This is a genomic window from Bradyrhizobium sp., assembly GCF_049512235.1.
In the GTDB taxonomy this organism is placed as follows: Bacteria; Pseudomonadota; Alphaproteobacteria; order Rhizobiales; family Xanthobacteraceae; genus Bradyrhizobium.
Genome location: NZ_JBEKXH010000017.1, coordinates 14153 through 31707, shown reverse-complemented (window position 1 = coordinate 31707; position 17555 = coordinate 14153). Strand labels below are relative to the sequence as shown.

Genomic DNA, 17555 nt, shown 5'->3' with positions numbered 1-17555 from the left:
TGCCCTGCGTTTTTCGTGATATAGTGTAAAAACGGCAAGCATGTGTTTCCTGCGATCATCACGGTTTTCATGTCGATCATCCCAGACGAGGCTGCCGCATTCAGCACCATCGCGTGGCTGTCGCCGAGCAAAAGATATTGCGGTTGCGCCGAGTTCGACACGCAATATTCATTCACCACGAGAGAGAGCCCAAGGAGCCGTTCACAGGACCCGTCGTTGAGCTTGGGTGGTTGGGCATGCGCCATGAAAAGAGCATAGCGATTTGCCTCCCGGCCAGCGAAGCCATCATTCTTGCAGGCGAGCCAGCCGATGGTTCCCATTGACATCACGGCGATCGCAAGAGCGACGATGGTTGGTAGTTTAAGCGGCAGCGCCCTTATTGGCCTTTCGATCAACGCAAAGGTGCCGGCAGCAAGTGCGAGACTTAGCAGGATAGTTGTCAGCGCTAGCCCCGGCTGACTTTGTCCGTGGGACGCAAGTCGCACCAAAACCAGCAGAGGCCAGTGCCAAAGGTAAAACGGATAGCTTATCAAGCCAATGCCGACAAGAGGTGAAAAGGAAAGAGCTCGATTCGCCAATCCTGTTTTCCCTGAAACGATGAGCAGAGCCGAGCCTATAGTCGGCCCAAGCGCGGCCCAACCTGGAAATTCGACGCTTGGCGTGATCATCGAGATCGAGAGGGCGATCATCATCAGGCCAATAATAGAGCAAATGTTTTTTGCCGAAGTGGAGTTGAGCCCGACCCGTCCTGCAGCAAGCGAAGCTCCCATCATCAACTCCCAAAACCGGGTTAGGGGAGAGTAGAAAGCTCCGATCGGATCGCGGTGCACCTGCACTATGTTGATCGCGAACGAAATCAGTCCCGCCACCACGATGATGTAGAGTAGCCCCAGGTCCCGTTTCCATCCAAAATAAACGGCAGCGGGCCAGAAGATGTAAAATTGTTCTTCGACGCCGAGTGACCATAGGTGGAGAAGTGGCTTGACATCAGAAGCAGTATCAAAATAGCCCGCTTCTTTCCAAAATAGAAAGTTGGCCGCAAATCCTGCACCCGCGACAATTTGACGGCCAATCTCGGAAAACTCGCTGGCGAAAAGCAGAAACCAGCCAATCAGAAACGTTGCAGCGAGAATGAACGTGAGCGCCGGAAATATCCGACGGACACGCCGGAAGTAGAAATCCAAGAAGCTAAATTTCTCGGGTCCGCGTTCACAGATGATACCCGTGATCAGAATCCCAGATATCACAAAGAAAATATCAACACCGACGAATCCCCCTTTCAGCACGTCCGGAAAAGCGTGAAAAAAGACTACCGCAAGCACCGCGGCCGCACGTAATCCATCGATGTCTGCTCGGTAATCCGAGCTCGCCTTCGTCACCGCAGCCAAGTCGGTTTTGCTATCGAGGGGTGAGTGCATCGAGTGTCTCGCCTGGCGGCGCATCCAGCTAGCATAAAACTCGAATATCAGGCGATCCGATGGGGTGATGGAATAGTCCCAGCGAACGCGTCCATTGTCCACATTTAACGAATCACCGAGTTTAACCCGGTGGTCAAGATGGCCGTAGTCCCGGGAGTGCAGGTGTAATTCTTTGAATCAAAACGTGTTTGGGTTGATTTCCCAATTATTCGCCACACATGTGGCGACGTGCTAGAGAACCGTCGGCGCGGGTCAGCATTTTCCTTAACCAGCGGTTTTTCGGGGTTTTATTACATGGTTACCAAAGGGTCGGGGTCAGACGCGAAAGCCGACGCAAAACGCGCGCTTCGCGTTGGCGTGATCGGCGCCGGCGTCATGGGCAGCAATCATGCACGAGTGCTGGCCAGCCTGCCGGATACGACGCTGGTCGGCATCGTCGATCCGTTGCCGGCGCATCGGACGCGCGCCACCGAACTGACCGGCTGCCGCGCCTTCGCGGGCCTCGAGGAATTGATCGCCGAAAGGGTCGATGCCGTCACCATCGCCGCGCCGACCCACCTTCATCACGAGCTCGCGCTCGCCTGTATCGCGCTCGAAATTCACGTCCTCGTCGAAAAACCGATCGCATCCTCGGTCGAGGAGGGGAGGGAGATTGTCGCCGCCGCCCGCAGAGCCGGCGTGACCTTGATGGCGGGCCATGTCGAGCGGTTCAACCCGGCTGTGGTCGCCATCAAGCAGGCGATCACGGGCGAGGACATTCTGTCGATCGCCATCACCCGGGTCGGGCCGTTTCCGCCGCGGATGTCGAATGTCGGTGTGGTGATCGACCTTGCCGTGCACGATATCGATCTGATCCGCTGGTTCACGGAATCGGAAATTGTCGAGGTGCAGCCGCAACTCTCCAGCGCCGTCGCCGAGCGTGAGGACATCGCGCTCTTGCAATTCCGCACTGCCTCCGGCGTGCTCGCCCATATCAACACCAACTGGCTGACGCCGTTCAAGGCGCGCAACGTCACCGTCGCCACCCGCGGCAAATATGTCATGGGCGATCTTCTCACCCGTCAGGTCACCGAGTGCTTCGGCTTCAAGCCGGACGGCAGCTACTCGATGCGTCATCTGCCGGTCGGTCATGATGAGCCGCTGCGCGCCGAACTGATCGCGTTCCTCGCCGCGGTACGCTCGGGTGGCGTGCCGGCGGTGACCGGCGAAGAAGGCGTCGCCAGCCTCGAAATCGCCACCCGTTGCCTGGAGAAGCAGGCGCGGGACCCGTCATCGCCTCGACCACCGGCCAACGGTCGCGGCGCCTCGCGGGCCGGCCATCCCGCTCTCAATCCCTGAAGAAGGCTCCATGAACAAGCACATGATTGCAGACCCCGTGCCTTTCATCGATATCGGTGCACAACGCCGTCGGCTCGGCTCTTCGATCGATCAGGCGGTTGCCCGCGTGCTCGCGCACTGCCAGTTCATCAACGGACCGGAAGTGAATGAGCTGGAGGGTGCGCTCGCGGCTTTCAGCGGCGCCAAATACGTCGTGAGCTGCGCGAGCGGCACCGACGCGCTGCTCATGGTGCTGATGTCCAGGGGCATCGGTCGTGGCGACGCCGTGTTCTGTCCGTCCTTCACCTTTTGCGCGACGGGTGAAGTGATTGCGCTGCTGGGTGCGACGCCAGTGTTTGTCGATGTTGCCGAGGATACTTTCAATATCGATCCGGCTTCGTTGAGAAATGGCGTTGCGGTCGCGAAAAAGCTGGGCCTCAAGCCTAGAGCTGTTATTCCGGTCGATCTGTTCGGTCAGCCAGCCGACCACGACGCCATCGGCGCGATCGCGCAAACCGAAGGGCTGTTCGTGCTCGATGACGCCGCCCAGGCCTTCGGCGCAAGCTACCGTGGATGTCGCCTTGGCAGTTACGGGCTGGCCACGGCGACCAGCTTCTTCCCGGCAAAGCCGCTCGGCTGCTTCGGCGACGGCGGCGCGATCTTCACCGACGATGCCGAACTGGCGCAAACCCTGCGAAGCATCCGCGTGCACGGCCAGGGTTTTGACAAATACGACAATGTTCGTCTTGGGCTGACCGGGCGCCTCGACACCATGCAGGCCGCGATCCTGCTCGAAAAGCTGAAAATCTTCGAGGACGAAATCGCTTCCCGCAACCGGGTTGCGGAGCGCTATGCCCGTGGTCTCGGCCACGCCGTCACGGTCCCGTATGTCGCTGGCGATCGCACCTCGGTCTGGGCGCAATACACCATCCGGTTGCCGCAAGGGTGCGACCGCGACGGCTTTGCCGCCGCCCTGAAAGCCCAGGGTATTCCGACCGCGATCTATTACCCGAAATCGATGCATCAGCAGACTGCCTATCGCGGCTTTCCGGTCGCCGACGGCGGCTTGCCGGCCAGCGAACGCCTGTCCCGCGAGGTCATCAGTCTGCCGATGCATGCCTATCTCGACGAGCCGACGCAGCGGCGGATCATCGCGGCGGTGCGCGGCGTGCTTGGCGCATGATCGGCTAAAGGCGTGCCCCCGAACTTGATCCGTGGCGGTCTGGCTTTTACGAAGAGATCATGCGCAAACCGATATTCCCGGTGATTTCGCCGTTTTGAAGCAGCGCGGCTTGCTGTAGAAGCGCGCATGCTCGGTCGTATCTTTACCGTCGGCGGCTACACGCTCCTCTCGCGGCTCACCGGCTTCGCGCGCGACATCATGCTGGCGGCGATCCTCGGCGCCTCGCCGTTGGCGGACGCGTTTTTCGTGGCATGGCGCCTGCCCAACAGTTTTCGTGCGATCTTCGCCGAGGGCGCTTTCAACACGGCGTTCATCCCGGCCTATGCCCACGTCCATGGCAAGGGCGGGGACACCTCGGCGCGATTGTTCGCCGACCGTATCTTTACCCTGCTGTTTCTGTCGCAAGTGGTTTTGCTCGCTGTCGCGTGGCTGTTCATGCCGCAGGCCATGCGCATACTTGCGCCGGGCTTCACGGAGGATCCGGAGCAGCGCCGTTTGGCAATAGAACTCACACGGATCACTTTCCCCTATCTGCTGCTGATCACACTGGTGACACTGTATGGCGGCATGCTCAACGTGATGCAGCGTTTTGCCAGCGCCGCGGCCGCATCTATTTTTCTCAACATCGCGATGATGGCGACGCTGGCATCGGCGGCATTCTTTCCAACCGCCGGCCATGCCGCGGCGTGGGGTATATTGATCTCCGGCTTCCTGCAATATTTTCTGCTCGCGGGTGATCTCGCGAGCCATGGCGGCTTGCCGCGCTTTGCCCCATTGCGGCTCGATCAGGACGTCCGCGCCTTCTTCCGCGCGATCGGTCCGGCGACAATTGGTTCGATGGGTACCCAGGTTGCGGTTTTCGCCGACACCATCATTGCAACCTTTTTGCCTGCGGGCGCGCTGTCGGCGCTGTACTATGCGGAGCGGCTTTATCAATTGCCGATCGGCGTGATCGGCATCGCCATCGGCACCGTGCTGCTGCCGGAAATGTCGCGGCGGCTGGCATCGGGCGATCACGCCGGCGCGCTGGCGTCACAGCGGCGGGCTTTCGAATTCACGCTGTTGTTTTCGGTGCCGTTCGTCGCGGCCTTCATCGCCGTGCCCGACGTCATCACCCGTGCGGTGTTTGCGCGTGGCGCCTTCACGAAGGCGGATGCCGCGGCCGCCGGCGCCACGCTCGCCGCCTACGCGATCGGCCTTGTTCCATTCGTCATGATCCGCAGCGCGGTTGCGAGCTTCTACGCCCGCAAGAATACCGCGACACCCGTAAAAGCCGCGCTCGCCGGCCTTACCGTCAACGTCCTCCTGAAGATCCTGCTGATGGGGTCGCTGGCGCAGGTCGGGCTCGCGCTCGCGACCGCGGTCGGCGCCTGGATCAATCTCTTGCTGGTGCTCGGGTTTGCGGTGCGGGCTGGCTACCTCGATCCCGACCGGGAGCTGCTCCGGGTGCTGGCGAAATTTGTCTTGTGCGGTGTGGTTTTGGCGGCCGCGTTGTGGTTTGCCGCGGCCTTCGCGGCAACGCATTTGGCCCAGCTGAGCGCCTTGCGCGACGAGGCCGCGTTGTCGGTGCTGATCGTTGTCGGCGCGATGGTCTATGCCGGATCGATCCTGCTGCTGTTCGGCATGAACTGGCTGAGGTCGCGGTTGCGGAGCTAAATCCTTTGCTTAGCCGCGCGATCCGCTGCAATATGGCGCAAAACCATACCGGGTAAACGGAGATACGATGGCTCCCATCAAATTCGGCGTCGGTCAAAGCGTGCTTCGCAAGGAAGACGATGCGCTGATTCGCGGCAAGGGACGCTACACCGACGACCACGCGCCGCAGCCGGCGATGCGTGCGCTGGTGCTACGCTCGCCGCATGCGCATGCGAAATTCACCGTCAACACGGCCCGCGCCCGCGGCCTACCCGGGGTCGGCACGATCCTGACCGCCGAAGACGTCGGGGATCTCGGCGGGTTGCCCTGCCTGTTCAACCTGGAAGTGAACCCCTTCACCGCTCCGCCCTATCCGATCCTCGCCTCCGGCGAGGTGCGCCATGTCGGTGACGCCATTGCCTTCGTGGTCGCGGAAACCGTCGATCAGGCCCGCGATGCGATCGAGGCGATCGAGGTCGAGTGGACGCCGCTGCCCGCGGTGATCGGCGTCGCCAATGCGGTGAAGCCGGGCGCTCCGCAGGTCTGGCCCGACCACCCCGGCAACGTCCTGTTCGACGTGCCGATCGGCGACAAAAAGGCCACCGAAGCGGCCTTTGCCAAGGCGCATGCGATCGCCGAGATCTCGGTCGTCAATCCGCGGGTCGTCGCCAACTTCATGGAAACCCGCGCGGCGGTCTGCGAATACGACGCCAGGCGCGACCACCTGACGCTGACGATCGGCAGCCAGGGCAGCCATCGACTGCGCGAAATCCTGTGCGGGATGGTGCTGAAGATCTCGCCTGAGAAGATGCGGGTGATCTGCCCGGATGTCGGCGGTGGGTTCGGCACCAAGCTTTTTCCCTATCGCGAATACGCGCTGATTGCGGTCGCCGCGCGCAAACTGCGCAAGACCATCAAATGGACCGCCGACCGCACCGAACACTTCATGGGCGACGCCCAGGGGCGCGATAATTTCACCACGGCGCGCATGGCGCTGGCCGAGGATGGCAAGTTCCTCGCGATGGATGTCGACCTGATGGGCGATATGGGCGCCTATCTGTCGACCTTCGGACCCTATATTCCCCATGGCGGCGCCGGCATGCTGCCCGGCCTTTACGACATCCAGGCGTTCCATTGCCGGGTCCGCACGGTGTTCACCAACACCGTGCCGGTCGATGCCTACCGCGGCGCCGGACGCCCGGAGGCGGCCTATGTGGTCGAACGGCTGGTCGATGCTGCGGCGCGCAAGCTCGGGATGACGCCGGATGCGATCCGCCGCAAGAATTTTATCGCGCCGCGCGCGATGCCCTACAAGACAGCGACAGGGAAGGTCTACGATTCCGGCGACTTCACCGCGCACATGAAGCGCGCGATGGAAATCGCCAACTGGAAGGAGTTTCCCAAGCGCGCCAAGGCGGCGAAGAAGCAGGATCTGGTGCGCGGCATCGGACTTGCGACCTATGTCGAAGTCTGCGGCACGATGGGCGAGGAGACCGCCAATGTGCAGCTCGATCCCAATGGCGACGTCACCGTCTTGATCGGCACCCAGTCGAGCGGGCAGGGCCATCAGACCGCTTATGCTCAGCTGGTTGCTGAGCAGTTCGGACTTACGCCCGAGCGCGTCCACATCCTGCAGGGGGATACCGACAAGATCGCGACCGGATTAGGGACCGGCGGCTCGGCTTCGATCCCGACCGGCGGCGTCAGCGTCGAGCGGGCGACCCGGGAACTCGGCCGCAATTTGCGCGAGATCGCCGCCGAGGCGCTGGAAACCAGCAGCGCAGATCTCGAGATCAGCGATGGCACCGTGCGGGTCGCCGGTACGGATCGCTCGGTCAGCTTTGCCGATCTCGCACGCCGGCCGGGCGTCGATCCCTCAAAGTTGAATGCCAGCGCGACCTTTACCAGTGCCGACGGTACCTACCCGAACGGCACCCACCTTGCCGAGGTCGAAATCGATCCCGCCACCGGTATCATCAAAATCGTCAACTATGTCATCGTCGATGATTTCGGCGTGACGCTCAATCCGCTGCTGCTCGCCGGCCAGGTTCATGGCGGCGCCATGCAGGGCATCGGCCAGGCCCTGATGGAGCGGGCCGTCTACGACACGAAAGATGGCCAGATCGTCACCGCGAGCTTCATGGATTACGCGCTGCCGCGAGCGGCCGACGGGCCGTCATTTGTGTTCGAGACCCATAACGTTCCCTGCAAGACCAATCCGCTCGGCGTCAAGGGCGCCGGCGAGGCCGGCGCGATCGGCTCCTGCCCGGCAGTTGTCAACGCTATTATTGAGGGATTGTGGCGGGAATATAAAATCGATCATATCGATATGCCGGCGACCCCGGAGCGGGTCTGGATCGCCATCTGCGAGCATGCGCGCCGCCATAATCTCTGATTTTTGTCTCTGCTATCTGTATCTGATAATTTACCAGCGCGCGGGAATGGAGTGTTGCACCCGGGGTTAGTATGACGATAATTGTACCACGCCGGTCGCCTGATCGATCGGAAAAACTAATCAATCGCATAATTAAAACAAGAGGATCACAAGGATGATACGAACGGTGGTAGTGGTGGGAACGTTGTTGCTCGGCATTGGCGCGGTCGTCGCGCAGCAGGATCAGGTCAAGGTGACCCAGGCCCAGATGAAGGGCAACGGCAAGAACGCTGGCGCGCTGGCAGCCATGGTCAAGGGCGAAAAGCCCTACGATCAGGCCACGGTCGATGCCGCGTTGGCCCAGTTCGAAGACACCGTGAAGAAGTTTCCAACCCTGTTTCCCGACAGCATCAAGGGGATGAAGCCCGAGGGGGACTACAGCTACTCGCCAAAAATCTGGGAAGACAAGGCCGGCTTCGAAGACCACATCAAGAGCTTCGGCAAGGCTGTGGCGGACGCCAAGGGCAAGATCACGGATCTGGACAGCCTGAAGGCGACCTTGCCCGTGATCGGCAAGCAGTGCGGCGGTTGCCATGAGACCTACCGCCTGAAGGCGACCTAGCATCGGCGCGGCCAGAAGAACCGGCGGACGTGTGCTGCGTTCGCCTCCTTCTTTCGAGGCCTGTGCTGGAACTGTCGCCATGCTGGCCGTTGACTGAAGTACGGTGACGGATCGCTGAATGCCGCGAAGAGTTTTCCTGGCTGCCGCGGTTATTGGCGTCGCCGCTTTCGGCATCTACTGGTGGTTGACGGCCACCGCACTGATCGGGGGAGCGCTGGTCACCGAACGGGCCTATACCGCGAATCTCGCCAACGGACAGACCGTATTCAACGCCGGCGGCTGTTCATCCTGCCATGCCGTGCCCGGCCAGCCTGATCGCCTGAAGCTCGGCGGTGGTCTTGCCATCCCGTCACCATTCGGAACCTTCTATGCGCCGAATATCTCCCCTGACGCCGTCGACGGTATCGGACGCTGGACGGAGCAGGAGTTCATCGACGCAGTGACCAAGGGCATCTCGCCTGCCGGTACGCATTACTTCCCGGCCTTTCCCTACACCTCCTATCAGCATGCCAAGGTCGAGGACATTCGCGACCTCTTCGCCTTCCTGAAAACACTGTCGCCGGTTGCAGGTAAAGTCCGCGGCCATGATGTGCCTTTTCCATTCAATATCAGGCGTAATATCGGGATCTGGAAATGGCTGTTCATGGACGGCAAGCCATTCTTGCCGGAGGCCGCGCATTCCCAGCAGTGGAACCGCGGCGCCTATCTTGTGAACAGTCTTGGCCATTGCGCGGAGTGTCACAGCCCCAGAGATTTCCTGGGCGGCATCATCGCCGCGCAGCGCTTCGCCGGTGGGCCCAATCCGGAAGGCGAAGGCTGGGTGCCGAATATCACGCAAAAAGGCCTCGGCGACTGGAGCGAAAAGGACATCGGCTATTTCCTCGAAACCGGACAAATGCCTGACGGCGACAGCGCCGGCGGCTCGATGGTTCGTGTGATCAGGAACGTCTCGCAATTGAGCCCGGGGGATCGCGAGGCCATCGCGGTCTATATCAAGTCGTTGCCACCGGTGGAGGGGCCGCCGCGGCCCAAGAAGACCAAGAGCGGCGACCAGTCCTGATCGGCCCTCATCATGTGGACGTTCGGGGTTGGGACGGCGGCAACTATGGCGGCGCAGGAGCGGCGCGGCGACGCTCCCCTGCGCTAGCCGGGGCCAAATGCCTTGAAGGTGATGATGGTGTGGGTGTCCTGGATGCCAGGAATGGTCTGCACCCTCTCGTTGACGAAATGGCCGATGTCGGTGTCGTTGTCGACGTAGAACTTGACCAGGAGATCGTAGTCGCCCGCAGTGGAATAGATCTCCGATGCGATCTCGGCCTCGGCGATCGCGTTGGCGACGGCATAGGACTGGCCGAGTTTGCATTTGAACTGGACGAAAAAGGGAACCATCGCTGTCGTCTCCGGAAAGGCTTTGAGCCCAATATAACGTTTTCGAACGGCGCCGATACCGCTTCACGTCAAGAAAACATTTCCTCGAGGACGTCCGAAATCCGAAGCTGCGGGCAGGCCAACTTGCTGGCCAAGACAAGCCGCGCTAGGACAAGGACATGATCGTGACGCAAAAGCCGAACGTCACGCGGGTCGTGCCATGACGATTCCCGTCGCTCTGACCATTGCTGGGTCGGATTCCTCAGGCGGTGCGGGCATCCAGGCGGACCTCAAGACGTTCGCCGCGCTGGGCGTTTATGGCGCCTCTGTCATCACAGCGCTGACGGCGCAGAATACGGTCGGCGTGAGCGGCATTCATCAGGTGCCCGCCGATTTCGTCAGCGCGCAGATTGATGCGGTTTTCAGCGACCTCGCAGTCACGGCCGTCAAGATCGGGATGGTGGCGCAGCTGTCAACGGTCGATGCCATTGTCGCCGGGTTCGCGCGTTGGCCGACCGTGCCGGTCGTGCTCGATCCCGTGATGGTGGCAACCTCCGGAGACCGGCTGTTGGCGGCCGACGCCATCGAGGCGCTGCGGACGAGGCTGGTTCCGCGTGCTGCGCTGATCACGCCGAACCTGCCGGAGGCCGCCGCTCTGCTGAACGAACCGGTCGCAGTGGGGGAGGCTACGATCGCGAGCCAAGGCCGGCGGCTGATCGCTTTGGGTTGTCCGGCGGTGCTGATCAAGGGCGGGCACGGACAGGGTCCTGAGAGCATCGATTATCTCATCACGGCCGGCGGCACTATCGCGCTGGCCGCGCCGCGCCTCGCGACCCAAAACACCCATGGCACTGGATGTTCCTTGGCCGCCGCGATCACAGCGGGGCTGGCAAGAGGCGAAGACCTGGAAACCGCGGTTCGTCATGCCAAGGTCTGGGTCAGCGCCGCGATCGCGGCCGCCGATCGCCTCGGCGTCGGACACGGCCGCGGGCCGATCCATCATTTTCACAGGTTTTATTGAAACAGTGCTTTTTGCCAACCTTTCCCCGCAAACTCGCGGGGCAAAGCTTGACCGCCCCTGTCGCCGGATTGTCGCACAGCGCTGCTATTTCGCTATGCAACAAAGGCGGAATACCGATTCGTGCCGCTTGCGAGCCGGATGATGCAAGGAATGACGCCATGAGTGAAGAGAGTCCGGAACGGCGCTTTCGCACTTTGTTTATCTCCGACGTTCACCTCGGTGCCCGCGGCTCACAGGCCGAGCGATTGCTGGACTTTCTCCGTAGCCATGATGCCGATACCATCTATCTGGTCGGCGACATTGTTGACGGCTGGGCGCTGCGATCCAACTGGTACTGGCCGCAATCGCACAACGACTTCGTGCAGAAGATGCTGCGCAAGGCGCGCAAGGGCGCCAAAGTCATCTACGTACCCGGCAATCATGACGAGTTCCTGAGGAACTATTACGGCACCCATTTCGGCGGCATCGACGTGATCGAGAACACCGTTCATGTCGGCGTCGACGGACGGCGCTACCTGGTGATTCACGGCGATATTTTCGACCTCGTGGTGCAGAACGCGCGCTGGCTCGCCCATCTCGGCGACAAGGCCTACGACTTCGCGATCCAGATGAACCGCCTGGTCAACTTCTTCCGCCGCGCTTTCGGCGTGCCCTATTGGTCGCTGTCGCAATGGGCGAAGCAGAAGGTCAAGAATGCGGTGAACTACATCGGCGCGTTCGAGACCGCGCTTGCCGCCGAAGCGCGCCGCCACAGCGCCGATGGCGTGATCTGCGGTCACATCCATTACGCCGTCATCCGCGACAACTATCACGGCATTCGCTACATGAATTGCGGCGACTGGGTCGAAAGCTGCACCGCGCTGGTCGAGCACGAGGATGGCAAGTTCGAAATCATCTCCTGGACCGAGCCGTGGCGCCGGACGGCGCCTGTTGCCCCGGCAGCCATGCGAGCCGCCTGATGCGTCTTCTGGTCGCGACCGATGCATGGCATCCTCAGGTCAACGGGGTGGTGCGCACGCTGGCCATGATGGCGGAAGCAGCGAAGTCATTCGGCGTCGAGGTTAGCTTTCTGACGCCGCAGTCGTTCCGGACCTTCGCGTTGCCGAGCTACCGCGATCTGCGTGTGGCCTTGCCGCGCGCTGGCAAAACCGCGCGGTTGATCGCCGAGGCCCGGCCCGACAGTATTCACATCGCCACCGAAGGGCCGATCGGACTATCGGTGCGGCGTTATTGCCGCACCCACGAATTGCCGTTCACCACCAGTTTTCATACCCGCTTTCCGGAATACATCTCCGCACGGTTGCCGATCCCTGAGAAGTGGATCTGGAAGGCGCTGCGCGCCTTCCATGGACCGAGCCAGGCGGTGATGGCGGCGACGCCGGCGCTGGCGGCCGAACTGCGGCTGCGGGGCTTTCGCAATGTCGTGCTGTGGCCGCGCGGCGTTGACGGCCGGCTTTTTCATCCGCGTCCTGCGGACCTCGGCCTGCCGCGTCCGGTCTTTCTGTGTGTCGGCCGGGTCGCGGTGGAAAAAAATCTCGAGGCGTTTCTTGCTCTCGATCTCCCCGGCAGCAAGGTCATTGTCGGCGATGGACCGGCGCGCGATGCGCTGGTGAGGGCCTATCCGCAAGCCGTGTTTCTCGGCGCGCTTCAGGGCGAAGCCTTGGCTGACGTCTATGCGGCTGCCGACGTCTTCGTATTTCCGAGCAAGACCGATACCTTTGGCCTGGTTCTGCTGGAGGCGCTGGCAAGCGGCCTGCCGGTCGCAGCCTTTCCCGTAACCGGTCCCCGTGACGTCATCGGCGCCGCGCCGGTCGGCGCGCTGCACGACGATTTGCGCGCGGCCTGCCTGTCGGCGCTGGAAATTTCGCCCCAGGCCTGTCTTGAATTTGCCGCCGAGCATACCTGGGAAGCTTCGGCCCGCGCCTTCGTTGACAATATATCCGATGTTCGCGCGGCTGAGATATCCGATGTTCGCGCGGCTGAGCCGGAAAGCGACATGGAACCGTTCGCGGTCGAGCGGCCGCGATTCGTCGCTTGATCCGGTAAGCATAACTCGCCCGCATACACTTGCCCCCCATGGTACTTGCCCGCGTGTTGCGTGGCGGGATACAAGTCGCGGATGACGGAACTCTCCTTAAGCTTGCCTGTCGGCCCGGCGGATATCGACGCGGCCGCGCAGGTTTTGGCACCGTTCGCGGTGCGGACGCCTCTGCTCTCATCGCCGGTTCTCGACGAGTGGGCTGGAACGCGGGTATTTCTGAAGCCGGAAATGCTGCAGCGGACCGGCTCGTTCAAGTTCCGCGGCGCCTTCAACAGGATGTCGTCGATACCGTTGAGTTCGCGGGGCGGCGGCGTGGTCGCGTTCTCCTCGGGGAACCACGCCCAGGGCGTGGCGGCGGCGGCGCGAATCCTCAACATGACGGCGACCATCGTGATGCCGTCGGACGCGCCGCTCACCAAGCGTGAACGCACCAGGGCCTATGGCGCCGAGGTCGTATTGTACGACCGCGGCCGCGAGGATCGTGAAGCCATCGCCCGTGCCATTGCCGGCAAGCGCGGCGCCACGCTGGTGCGGCCCTACGACGATCCCCTTGTCATCGCCGGCCAGGGTACGGTCGGGCGGGAAATCGCCGACGACATGGCAGCGCTTGCGCTCACGCCCGATATCGTGGTGGCGCCCGCTTCCGGCGGCGGCCTGGTCGCGGGCGTCGCCACCGCGATCAAGGCGCGCTATCCGCAGGCGGTGCTGATGTCTGCCGAACCGGAAGACTTTGACGATCACGCGCGCTCGCTGCGATCAGGAAAACGCCAGCCGCACCACGGCCAGGGCCGCACCATCTGCGACGCGCTGATGGCCTTGGTCCCCGGCGAAATCACCTTCGCCATCAACAGCCGGCTGCTCACGCAGGGCCTGATTGCATCGGATGTCGAGGTCGCGGCGGCGGTCGGATTTGCCTTTCGGGAATTGAAACTGGTGGTCGAGCCTGGCGGCGCGGTCGGGCTAGCGGCCCTGCTGGCCGGTCGCATCGATAGCCGCGGCAAGAACATCGTCATCGTGCTGTCCGGCGGCAACGTCGATGCGGATCTGCACGCACGCTTGATCGGCTGAGCGATGGCTTCTGCCGCCGGCAAGGTCAGCCATCGGCTTAAGCAATTTGCGAAGCCAAACCGGTACCCGCTTTCCCGAATCCGCCTGGGTATCTCACGAGAAGAAGGCGATCTTCTCGGCTTGGCTCATGCGCCGGATCGGCGCCAGCGGATCGGGCTGCGATGCAAGGGGCCTGCGCACAATTCCGCTGGCGATCAGGCTCGAGCCCAGCGAAGCTTCATGTGAAGGTTGCGGCGAAGGTTGCAGCGATTGTTGAACAGCCGGCGGCTGCGCGGGCGCGATCGTTGGCTCGGGCTTCGGCGCGACCATGATCGGATCGCCAAGCGGTGACGCCGCGCTGCGAATCTCATCGCTGGCGTGACCGGAGCAATCATCGAGGTCGGGGGGGGCCGGTGCGGCCATTTCAAGCGCCACCAGGTCAAGAATAGCTTCGTCCTGGGCGTCAGCGGCTTCGCTTATTAGTTCTGCGACTTCGACTGTCACATCGGCGGCTGCGTCTGATTGGTCCGCGACTTCAGCCGTCACTTCAGCGGCTTCAACCGTTGCTACAACCCCTGGTTCGACCGGCAAGCCCGCGATGCTGCTGCCGGCTTTGCCGTCATTTGTTCCGGATCCCGCCTCGGCCTTTGCCACCGTCGGCATTGCCTCCGATTGGGCCGCGGAGGGCGAGGCAACAAGGGCCTCAACGGTTTCAGCGGCCTTCGGAGCAGCTTTGTCATCCTCGCCATTTTTCGTAATTCGCTGCGTAATGAGATCGAATGCCGCGCTCAATGCGCCATTCGTATCCACCGATGCGACATGTTCGCAGCCGGCTTCAATGGCGGCGAGTTGGGAATCGATCAGATCGCAGATCCGGGCGTCGGCGCCGATTTCCCGCCATCGCCATGAGATTTCCCTGATGACCCGGGCGCCCTTGCGGACCGGCGCCAGGCGTTGCCCGATCGCGAGGCTGCCGAGCGCCGCCGCCGCTGCGGCCCGGGCTTCGTCAACTGCGCTTCGGATCTCTGCCAGGGCCTCGGGGAGCCGGTTATCGGGAAGCGGTTGTTTCTGGTCGGCGAGGATTTGTTCGATCCGCGCCACCGCGTCGAGCACCATGCGGGTGTCTGCATTGCGGTTGCGCTTGGCGAACTCGCCTAGAAACCAGCGGCCGCGCGCGGTCTCCAGGAACGCGTGGCTGATCGCGTCATAGTCTTCCTCGCTCGGGTGCACGGCGCGAGCGGAGATCGGCGATAGGGCAAATGCGTCGTCGGCCATGCAACACTCATCGCGCAAATAACCGCGCGTTGCGCTAACGATCACCACGATATCAAGCGAATGGCAATTGAATTGATGCCGCCGGAATCACAAATCCCCAGCACAAGTGAGGCTGCGCCAAGGCGCTTCGCGGCAAGCCTGGGGTCATTTTACGGCGCTCTGTTTGGGCTGAGCGGCACCCATTTGCCGTTCTTCCCGGTCTGGCTCAAGGCGATCGGGATTGATGCGGCATGGATCGGCATCATCATCGCCGTGCCGGCGGTGACGCGATTTACCGTGTTACCGATCGTGACGGCCCTGGCCGAGCGAGGTCAGGTGCTGCGCGGCGCCATGATCGTCACGGCCTTCGCAACGGCGCTCGGATTTGCCGTGGTCGGCACCCAGCAGGCGCCGCTGGCGGTATTCCTTGCCTATGCTTGTACCGCCTGTGTGTGGACGCCGATGGTGCCGCTGACGGACGCCTATGCCTTGCGAGGTGTGGCGCGATACGGCCTCGATTACGGCCCGCTGCGGCTGTGGGGCTCGGCGGCATTCGTGATCGGTGCGCTGGTCTGCGGGCTCCTGGTCGACGTCATCGCCCCGCGGCACCTGATCTGGGTCATCGCCGCGGCGGCAGCGCTCAGCGCCGCGGTCAGCCTGGGGCTGCGGCGTCTGGAGCAGCCAAGGACAGTACCGGCGGCCCAGCCAGGCGGGAGCGCCCCGCTGCGTGAGCCCGGGTTTGTCGTCATCATTGTGGCCGCGGCGCTGATCCAGGGCAGCCACGCCGCCTACTATACCTTCGCCTCCATCACCTGGCAGTCCTTCGGCGTGGGCGGGCTGACGATCGCCGGATTGTGGGCGTTGGGGGTGATGGCCGAGATTGTGGTGTTCGCGCTGTCGCCGCGATTTTCGCTGCCGCCTTCGGTTCTGACGGTGATCGGGGGCCTGTGCGCCGCGACGCGCTGGCTGATAACGGCGCAGCAGCCCCCAGTGGCGGTGCTGGCGGTGGTCCAGCTGGCGCACGGGCTGACCTTTGGGCTGACCCAGGTCGGCACCATGGGATTGCTGATGCGCCGTGTGCCGATCCAGGTGATGGCTCGGGGACAGGGCTATTTCGCCGCCTGCAGCGGCGTCGTCGCATCGGGGGCATCGATCTTGTCGGGCGCGATCTATTCCAGGTACGGGCAAGGCGTCTACTACGTCATGGCCGCGATGGCGCTGTCGGGCGCCGTCCTGATGTGGCTTTCGCGCGGACTGCTTAGGGATCATCCCCAAAGTGCGGCCTCGGGCGGATAGACCATGTTATGGTCATAGCGCAACCCGCCGTCGCGGTCGCGCGCCAGCAACAAGGGACCATCGAGATCGACGAAGCGGGCCTGCCGCGTCAAAAGCATCGCCGGCGCCATCGAAAGCGAGGTCGCAACCATGCAGCCGATCATGATCTGAAATCCCAATGCCTGCGCCGCGTCGGCCATCGCCATTGCTTCTGTCAGTCCCCCTGCTTTGTCGAGTTTGATATTGACGGCATCGTAGCGATCCCGCAGCCCCGGCAGCGACGCGGAATCGTGCACGCTTTCGTCGGCACAAACGGGAAGCGGCCGACGGATGCGTGCCAGCAACTCGTCCTGGCCGGCCGGCAGCGGTTGCTCGACCAGGGTGACGCCGGCGTCCGCGCAGCCCTTCAGATTTTGCTCAAGCGTGTCGGATGTCCATGCCTCGTTGGCATCGACAATGAGCTGGGATTGCGGAGCGGCCTTGCGTACTGCGGCAATACGGGCGCCGTCACCCTGGCCGCCCAGCTTGATTTTCAAGAGCGGCCGGTGCGCGACCCTTTCGGTCGCCGCCGCCATCGCCTCGGGCGAAGCCAACGAGATCGTATAGGCGGTGGTGCAGGGCTCGGGCGCGGCGCGTCCGAGCAGGTTCCAGACCCGCTGCCCCGCGGTCTTGGCCTCAAGGTCCAGCAGCGCGCAATCCAGCGCGTTGCGGGCGGCGCCTGGAGGCATCGCGGTCTGCAGAGCCCTGCGGTCAAGTCCTCGCGACAACGGCGCCTGCATCGACTGCAGGGTGGCCAGCGTGGCTTCCGGCGTCTCGCCATAGCGCGGATAGGGCACGCATTCGCCGCGCCCGATGAGGCCACCTTGGCTGACTTCCGCCATTACCGTCACGGCCTGCGTCTTGGTGCCGCGGCTGATGGTAAAGCGGCCGGCGATCGGCCAGCGCTCGATGCGGCTGACCAGCAGTTTGCTGGAAGTCATTTCAAAATCTGGACATTTTC

At 62.7% G+C, this 17555-nt stretch carries 15 protein-coding genes; 11 read left to right on the top strand and 4 right to left on the bottom strand.

Annotated features, from left to right (window positions below; all coding sequences use genetic code 11):
- Nucleotides 1-1418, bottom strand: a 1418-nt coding sequence (locus ABSG20_RS03035; RefSeq protein WP_423863003.1) for an acyltransferase family protein, incomplete at its 3' end; no start/stop codon positions are given.
- A 294-nt stretch (nucleotides 1419-1712) separates the two neighbouring features.
- Here ABSG20_RS03035 and ABSG20_RS03030 point away from each other — a divergent pair.
- The 6 genes from ABSG20_RS03030 (at nucleotide 1713) to ABSG20_RS03005 (ending at nucleotide 9609) form a co-directional block, all read left to right on the top strand.
- A complete protein-coding gene (locus ABSG20_RS03030) occupies nucleotides 1713-2756 on the top strand; it encodes a Gfo/Idh/MocA family protein (RefSeq protein WP_423863002.1) in 1044 nt (347 codons plus the stop codon).
- Nucleotides 2757-2766: 10 nt separating this feature from the next.
- Nucleotides 2767-3918: a DegT/DnrJ/EryC1/StrS family aminotransferase gene (locus tag ABSG20_RS03025; protein WP_423863001.1), complete on the top strand. Its 1152-nt coding sequence runs from the start codon at nucleotides 2767-2769 to the stop codon at nucleotides 3916-3918.
- Nucleotides 3919-4044: 126 nt separating this feature from the next.
- Nucleotides 4045-5574 (top strand): murein biosynthesis integral membrane protein MurJ, encoded by a 1530-nt coding sequence (murJ, locus tag ABSG20_RS03020; protein ID WP_423863000.1) that lies wholly within the window; start codon nucleotides 4045-4047, stop codon nucleotides 5572-5574.
- 67 nt (nucleotides 5575-5641) lie between these two features.
- Nucleotides 5642-7948 carry a xanthine dehydrogenase family protein molybdopterin-binding subunit gene (locus ABSG20_RS03015; protein ID WP_423862999.1) on the top strand — a complete coding sequence of 769 codons (2307 nt, stop codon included), beginning with the start codon at nucleotides 5642-5644 and terminating at the stop codon, nucleotides 7946-7948.
- Between the two features lie 154 nt (nucleotides 7949-8102).
- Nucleotides 8103-8549: a c-type cytochrome gene (locus ABSG20_RS03010; protein WP_423862998.1), complete on the top strand. Its 447-nt coding sequence runs from the start codon at nucleotides 8103-8105 to the stop codon at nucleotides 8547-8549.
- 118 nt (nucleotides 8550-8667) lie between these two features.
- Complete coding sequence (locus ABSG20_RS03005; protein WP_423862997.1) at nucleotides 8668-9609, top strand: c-type cytochrome; 942 nt, start codon at nucleotides 8668-8670, stop codon at nucleotides 9607-9609.
- A gap of 83 nt (nucleotides 9610-9692) precedes the next feature.
- Here the strand turns inward: ABSG20_RS03005 and ABSG20_RS03000 are convergent, their stop codons facing one another.
- Complete coding sequence (locus ABSG20_RS03000; RefSeq protein WP_423862996.1) at nucleotides 9693-9938, bottom strand: Lrp/AsnC ligand binding domain-containing protein; 246 nt, start codon at nucleotides 9936-9938, stop codon at nucleotides 9693-9695.
- Between the two features lie 199 nt (nucleotides 9939-10137).
- Here ABSG20_RS03000 and thiD point away from each other — a divergent pair, with 199 nt between their 5' ends.
- From thiD to ABSG20_RS02980, 4 genes are all read left to right on the top strand, one after another.
- Nucleotides 10138-10938, top strand: a complete 801-nt coding sequence (gene thiD / locus ABSG20_RS02995) for a bifunctional hydroxymethylpyrimidine kinase/phosphomethylpyrimidine kinase (RefSeq protein ID WP_423862995.1) — start codon at nucleotides 10138-10140, stop codon at nucleotides 10936-10938.
- A gap of 158 nt (nucleotides 10939-11096) precedes the next feature.
- Nucleotides 11097-11897 (top strand): UDP-2,3-diacylglucosamine diphosphatase, encoded by an 801-nt coding sequence (locus tag ABSG20_RS02990; protein ID WP_423862994.1) that lies wholly within the window; start codon nucleotides 11097-11099, stop codon nucleotides 11895-11897.
- Entirely contained in the window at nucleotides 11897-12976 is a 1080-nt protein-coding gene (locus tag ABSG20_RS02985; protein ID WP_423862993.1) for a glycosyltransferase family 4 protein, read from the top strand. Before ABSG20_RS02990 ends, ABSG20_RS02985 begins: the two co-directional genes overlap by 1 nt.
- Nucleotides 12977-13057: 81 nt before the next feature.
- Entirely contained in the window at nucleotides 13058-14047 is a 990-nt protein-coding gene (locus ABSG20_RS02980) for a threonine ammonia-lyase (RefSeq protein WP_423862992.1), read from the top strand.
- A 93-nt stretch (nucleotides 14048-14140) separates the two neighbouring features.
- On the opposite strand, the gene ABSG20_RS02975 is transcribed toward ABSG20_RS02980, so the two are convergent.
- Complete coding sequence (locus tag ABSG20_RS02975) at nucleotides 14141-15301, bottom strand: hypothetical protein (RefSeq protein WP_423862991.1); 1161 nt, start codon at nucleotides 15299-15301, stop codon at nucleotides 14141-14143.
- Between the two features lie 75 nt (nucleotides 15302-15376).
- On the opposite strand from ABSG20_RS02975, the gene ABSG20_RS02970 reads away from it, so the two are divergent.
- Complete coding sequence (locus tag ABSG20_RS02970) at nucleotides 15377-16576, top strand: MFS transporter (RefSeq protein WP_423863005.1); 1200 nt, start codon at nucleotides 15377-15379, stop codon at nucleotides 16574-16576.
- Here ABSG20_RS02970 and dgcA read toward each other — a convergent pair.
- On the bottom strand, nucleotides 16546-17535 hold the full coding sequence (dgcA, locus tag ABSG20_RS02965; protein ID WP_423862990.1) for an N-acetyl-D-Glu racemase DgcA: 990 nt from the start codon (nucleotides 17533-17535) through the stop codon (nucleotides 16546-16548). The genes ABSG20_RS02970 and dgcA overlap by 31 nt on opposite strands.
- Between the last annotated feature and the right edge of the window lie 20 nt (nucleotides 17536-17555).

Coding starts and splice junctions, on each gene's coding strand:
- ABSG20_RS03005 (WP_423862997.1), top strand. CDS start 8,668: ATGCCGCGAAGAGTTTTCCTGGCTGCCGCGGTTATTGGCGTCGCCGCT.
- ABSG20_RS03025 (WP_423863001.1), top strand. CDS start 2,767: ATGAACAAGCACATGATTGCAGACCCCGTGCCTTTCATCGATATCGGT.
- murJ (WP_423863000.1), top strand. CDS start 4,045: ATGCTCGGTCGTATCTTTACCGTCGGCGGCTACACGCTCCTCTCGCGG.
- ABSG20_RS02980 (WP_423862992.1), top strand. CDS start 13,058: ATGACGGAACTCTCCTTAAGCTTGCCTGTCGGCCCGGCGGATATCGAC.
- thiD (WP_423862995.1), top strand. CDS start 10,138: ATGACGATTCCCGTCGCTCTGACCATTGCTGGGTCGGATTCCTCAGGC.
- ABSG20_RS03015 (WP_423862999.1), top strand. CDS start 5,642: ATGGCTCCCATCAAATTCGGCGTCGGTCAAAGCGTGCTTCGCAAGGAA.
- ABSG20_RS02985 (WP_423862993.1), top strand. CDS start 11,897: ATGCGTCTTCTGGTCGCGACCGATGCATGGCATCCTCAGGTCAACGGG.
- ABSG20_RS03030 (WP_423863002.1), top strand. CDS start 1,713: ATGGTTACCAAAGGGTCGGGGTCAGACGCGAAAGCCGACGCAAAACGC.
- dgcA (WP_423862990.1), bottom strand. CDS start 17,535: ATGACTTCCAGCAAACTGCTGGTCAGCCGCATCGAGCGCTGGCCGATC.
- ABSG20_RS02975 (WP_423862991.1), bottom strand. CDS start 15,301: ATGGCCGACGACGCATTTGCCCTATCGCCGATCTCCGCTCGCGCCGTG.
- ABSG20_RS03010 (WP_423862998.1), top strand. CDS start 8,103: ATGATACGAACGGTGGTAGTGGTGGGAACGTTGTTGCTCGGCATTGGC.
- ABSG20_RS02970 (WP_423863005.1), top strand. CDS start 15,377: ATGCCGCCGGAATCACAAATCCCCAGCACAAGTGAGGCTGCGCCAAGG.
- ABSG20_RS02990 (WP_423862994.1), top strand. CDS start 11,097: ATGAGTGAAGAGAGTCCGGAACGGCGCTTTCGCACTTTGTTTATCTCC.
- ABSG20_RS03000 (WP_423862996.1), bottom strand. CDS start 9,938: ATGGTTCCCTTTTTCGTCCAGTTCAAATGCAAACTCGGCCAGTCCTAT.